Raw genomic sequence first — 4,398 nt, 5'->3', positions numbered from 1 at the left:
TGCGCTTCAGAAGCCCGCCGACGAGGCTCTCGACCACCGCCCATCCTTCCAGGCGGCCGACGAAGAACTGCTCGGGGAGAAACACCGGCGTGGTGCCGGCGAACGCATCAATGGCCATGGCGAGTTCTCAGAAACCGACGACGACTTGGGAGGAGACCGGCGCGGCTCGCATCGAACGAGTCCTGCCGGGCCCACCAACCTTGCCCCGCACGATGGGAACACACCTGCCGCGGGATACCGAATAAACGGGGCCGCCCGTGGGCAGCCCTCTTCTGCGCCCCTCATCTCGGGGACTAGAGCTTGTAACCTCCACTGACCTCGATGATCTGTGCGGTCACCCAGCGACCTTCATCCGAAGCCAGGAAGGCCGCGACGCTCGCAATGTCGTCGGTTTCACCGAAGCGCCCGAGCGCAGTATCGCGCTCGATAACCTTCACCATGTCCGGGTTCTCGCGAACGGCGGCATTCATTTCCGTCCGAATCCAACCCGGCGCGATGGCATTCACCGTGATCTTGCGCGGACCGAGCTCGATCGCCAGCGAGTGCGTGAGGTTGTTGATCGACGCCTTGGCCATCGAGTAGATGGGTGCGACATGCATGGGCCGAATGCCCGCCGCGGACGATATGTTGATGATCCGCCCGCCATCGGAAAGACGCCGTTGCGCCGACTGCACGACGAAAAACGGGGCGCCGGCGTGGACGGCAAACATCGTATTGAAGGTCTCGGGCGTGGCGTCAGAAAGTCCACCCCACCCCGAATTGCCTGCGTTGTTGACCAGGATGTCGAGCGACTTGCTCCCCTTGCGTCGGGTTAATTCCCGGTCAAGACGCTCGAACAGATCGGGGATGGCGGCCGCAACGGTGAAGTCTGCCTGCAGGGCAAAGGCGCTTCCGCCGGCTTTTTCGATCGCGGCAACGGCGTCGTCCGCACCCTCCTTGCTTGCATTGTAGGTCAGCGCGACGGTTGCGCCTTCCCTTGCAAACCGCTCGGCGATCGCGCGGCCGATCCCTTTCGACCCTCCCGTCACCAAAGCGGTTCTATCAGTCAGTCTTTTCGTCATCTTGCGCGCTCCCGACGACTATTGTTGTTGAACAGCCGGCGCGCCAGTGCCTGGCGCAGTGCTTTTGCTCTGGACCGTGTTGGCGCTGGCGAGTTCGAGGAACAGTGCAACATGGATCGGCGGCATGCCTTCCAGCGTTCCTCCGATCGGGGACGGACGGACTGCGGTATCGACCAGCTTGCGCGCGGCTTCCGGCGAGACGGGCTTGCCGGCCTGCTTGTAGATTCGCTTGGCCTCGTCTTCCGACACGCCTGCCGGAATGGCGGGCGTGTAAGGCCAGAAGTAAATCGGCGTATTGGGTTCGATGCGCCAGCTATCAGCGAGGGCCCCGGCGTCGACCACGTGGTATCCGACAGCCTCGATGAAGCGGGTGACCGCTTCCTTCGCAGCAGCGTCGTCACCCGCGATCGGGAGAGTCGTGCGCTCGGCGTGCCCCTTTGGGCGCGCGTTGTGTTCCATGTGGATCCAGCCGAGGTTGTGCATGCCCTTCACCACCTTCGCGCCGCGCAAATGCTTCTGCACGAGCTCGCTGGACGTCAGGTCGCCATTGTCGAGATCGGCCCGGCGAAAATCGCCGATGCCGGGATAGTAGTTGGTCTGGTCGATGACGATCTTCCCGGCAAGCTTGCCGGCCGGCAGGCTCTCGAAATTCGCGAGCGGGATCGCGAGCGACACGATGTCGGCTGCTTCTATCGCGCCTTCGATGGACGCTGCACGCGCGCGTGGCCCCAATTCCCTGACCAGCCCCGAGATGGTTTCAGGGCCGCGAGAGTTGCTGATAATGACATTGAAGCCTGCCGCCACGGCAAGGCGAGCCACTGCCTTTCCTACGAGGCCGGAGCCGATGATTCCGATCGTCTGAGTCACGTTGTTACCTCTTTCGCTGCTGTCGATATCGACGTAGAGGTTTGCGCCGGATTGACAAATAGGCCCTAGGACCACAGACTGTTGCCCATGGATACAACAATCGATTTTTCGGAAATGCGGGCCTTCGTGGCAGTCGTGGCCGACGGCTCTTTCACGATGGCCGCGCAGAGGTTAGGCACCGACAAGGCACGCATCAGCCGGGTCATCCGGCGCATGGAGGAGAAGCTGGCGGCCCAGCTTCTCACGCGTTCGACGCGACGCCTGAGCGTGACCGAGGTCGGACGGGACTATTACGAGCGTGCCGTGTCCATCCTGACCGCGGCCGAGGCCGCGGAGGCTGCCGTCGCTCAACAGGCCAAGGAACCAAAGGGACTGCTCAGAATCACCACCGGCGCGGAATTTGGCCCGATGGTCGTCGATGGATGGGTCGCGGAATTTCTACGGCTCGCGCCGAAAGTGACCGTCGAGACGGATTACACGAACCGCCTCGTCGATATCATTCATGAAGGCGTCGACGTCGCAATCCGTGTCGGTGCTCTCCAGGATTCCGAGCTTTCGGCCCGTAAACTCGGTGAGGTGACCTACGGCCTCTATGCATCACCGGAATATCTGCGCACGAGCCCGCCATTGTCGGGAGTCGCCGACCTGAGGCATCACGATCTCATCATGAAGGCGCAGCGGCCCCGTTCGTGCTGGATACTGCTGAACGGGGCGGAAACCGAGAAGATCGCCAAGGCCCCGCGCTGCTCGATCAACAGTACGCTCGGCGCAAGAAATCTGGCCGTCGAGGGGCTGGGCATCGCCGAGTTGCCGCGCTTCATGGCTGAGCCGCATGTTGCCGAGGGGACGTTAGCTCATGTGCTGCCCGGCTGGGCCAGTGCGGCCGTTCCCGTTCATGCCGTTTTTGCGTCGAGCAGGTACATGGATCCGAAGGTTCGCGGCTTCGTGGATTTGTCCGTCAGCCGCTTTCCCCATGAAAGGCTGTCCAAACTTTCCACGAGGCCACCCGTCAAAAAGCAGAAAGCGCGTTCGATCAAATAGACCGCATGGGCAATCGGGCTGTTCACGTGACCCGTGCGCGCATGACAGGACCCGGATTTGCTTCGACGACCGCGAGGGCAAGCCGGATCAAGAATGCGTCACCGCCATATTCATGGTTCGCGACCTGGTGCAGAAGCACGCCGACCTGCTCCAACTGCCGCGCCATCTTGAGTGGGCCTGCGTTGACAGGCCTGAAGCCACTGTCGGCGATCAAGCCGCGCACGACTTGCCCGGCGTCTTTGTCATCGCTTGCGTAATAAACTTGCGGCTGGATTTGCGCCAATTCCCACGCCGCCGCTTCGAGCACCGGCGCTGCGAGCAGATTGAACGCCTTCGCGATCCGGGCGTTTGGCAAGCGTTCGCGCAAATACTCGGCCGTCGAGTTCTGCGCCATGAATTCGAGATCGTGGAAATGAACGAAGTCGGAGGTCACTCCGAGCGGGTTCATCGTTTCGATCACGATCTTCCCGTCGAGCCTGTCGCCAACTTCATTCACGATCGCATCCACGCGTGGCCAGTAGACCGAGAACAGCACAACGTCTCCAAACTCCGCGGCTTCGCGAATCGTACCAAGTCGTACATGTCCGCCCAGCTCTTCCAGGAGCGGCGCAAGCTTGCGGCTGTCTCCGTCCTTCGCAATGAGGAGGTCATGCCCTGCAGTTGCCCACGCCCTTGCGAGCCGCCCGCCGACATTGCCTGCATTCAGGATTCCGATTTTCAAGATGAGGCCTTTCGCGTTCTCTCGGCGGCACCGTCGCCGCTCGTGAGAATAGACATGGGCGATTTCCTCGCTTTGACTAACGGCTGCATCGGCGACGGACCGTTGCTGAAGACGACAACAATCCAATCCGCACGAACTGCGCACTGTTTCCGTAATGTTGCGCCCCTGGTTGAAAGCACACCCAAGCTGATGAGGCAGGTAAGACGGTCGGCGAGCCGCAGGCTGCGCGCATGGCCACGATGTGCTGCAGGGCTAATAACGAATGCGACGGGAGTACGGTGACGTTGCACTAAACTTGCCGGCTCAGTCTCGATCCATACCAACTGAACGCACTGTCACCGTGCCAAAGCTACAGCTTCCTATAGGTCACATGCGCCGTCGCGAACGGAATCCCCGCACGCCCGGCGCTGCCGCGAACGATGCAGGCGCGATCGTCGATCGCATAGAACCAGTCATCGAAGTTCAGCTTGAACGACTTGCCATCGCCCTGGGGCGTGTCGCGCGTGTAGGTCCAATGGAAGGCGCAACCGGCCTGCTCGCCGGTGGCTTCGCCTTCCAGGCGGTTTTCGTGGCCGGTGTATCGGCCTTCGCTTAGCTTGTGAATCGTCCAGCGCAACGTGTCGCTGTGGCCGTCATCGAAGGTATAGGTTTCGGTCAGCACGACGGTGTCGGTGTCCGCGTCCAGCTCGCCATGAGCCGTGATCGACG

General features: G+C 61.7%; 5 protein-coding genes and 1 pseudogene. 1 reads left to right on the top strand and 5 read right to left on the bottom strand.

Going from position 1 to position 4,398, the window contains the following annotated elements:
- The 3 genes and pseudogenes from SE91_RS37480 to SE91_RS05325 all read right to left on the bottom strand — a co-directional run.
- Nucleotides 1–118, bottom strand: a pseudogene (locus SE91_RS37480) (DUF3833 family protein); the annotation flags it as partial.
- A 175-nt stretch (nt 119–293) separates the two neighbouring features.
- On the bottom strand, nt 294–1,061 hold the full coding sequence (locus SE91_RS05330) for an SDR family NAD(P)-dependent oxidoreductase (protein ID WP_061846838.1): 768 nt from the start codon (nt 1,059–1,061) through the stop codon (nt 294–296).
- Between the two features lie 18 nt (nt 1,062–1,079).
- Nucleotides 1,080–1,928: an NADPH-dependent F420 reductase gene (locus SE91_RS05325; RefSeq protein WP_061846837.1), complete on the bottom strand. Its 849-nt coding sequence runs from the start codon at nt 1,926–1,928 to the stop codon at nt 1,080–1,082.
- Between the two features lie 87 nt (nt 1,929–2,015).
- Between SE91_RS05325 and SE91_RS05320 the strand changes: the two genes are divergently transcribed.
- Nucleotides 2,016–2,969 carry a LysR family transcriptional regulator gene (locus tag SE91_RS05320; RefSeq protein WP_197489424.1) on the top strand — a complete coding sequence of 318 codons (954 nt, stop codon included), beginning with the start codon at nt 2,016–2,018 and terminating at the stop codon, nt 2,967–2,969.
- Between the two features lie 22 nt (nt 2,970–2,991).
- Here the strand turns inward: SE91_RS05320 and SE91_RS05315 are convergent, their stop codons facing one another.
- Together SE91_RS05315 and SE91_RS05310 are read right to left on the bottom strand one after the other, a co-directional pair.
- Nucleotides 2,992–3,690 (bottom strand): NADPH-dependent F420 reductase, encoded by a 699-nt coding sequence (locus SE91_RS05315; RefSeq protein ID WP_061846836.1) that lies wholly within the window; start codon nt 3,688–3,690, stop codon nt 2,992–2,994.
- 349 nt (nt 3,691–4,039) lie between these two features.
- Nucleotides 4,040–4,398, bottom strand: a 359-nt coding sequence (locus SE91_RS05310) for a DUF3833 family protein (RefSeq protein WP_061846835.1), incomplete at its 5' end; no start/stop codon positions are given.

The organism is Bradyrhizobium sp. DOA1, assembly GCF_001593325.1.
Classification (GTDB): domain Bacteria; phylum Pseudomonadota; class Alphaproteobacteria; order Rhizobiales; family Xanthobacteraceae; genus Bradyrhizobium.
Note: the sequence above shows the minus strand (reverse complement) of the source record. Positions and strands in the feature narration are given on the sequence as shown.

Coding starts and splice junctions, on each gene's coding strand:
- SE91_RS05330 (WP_061846838.1), bottom strand. CDS start 1,061: ATGACGAAAAGACTGACTGATAGAACCGCTTTGGTGACGGGAGGGTCG.
- SE91_RS05320 (WP_197489424.1), top strand. CDS start 2,016: ATGGATACAACAATCGATTTTTCGGAAATGCGGGCCTTCGTGGCAGTC.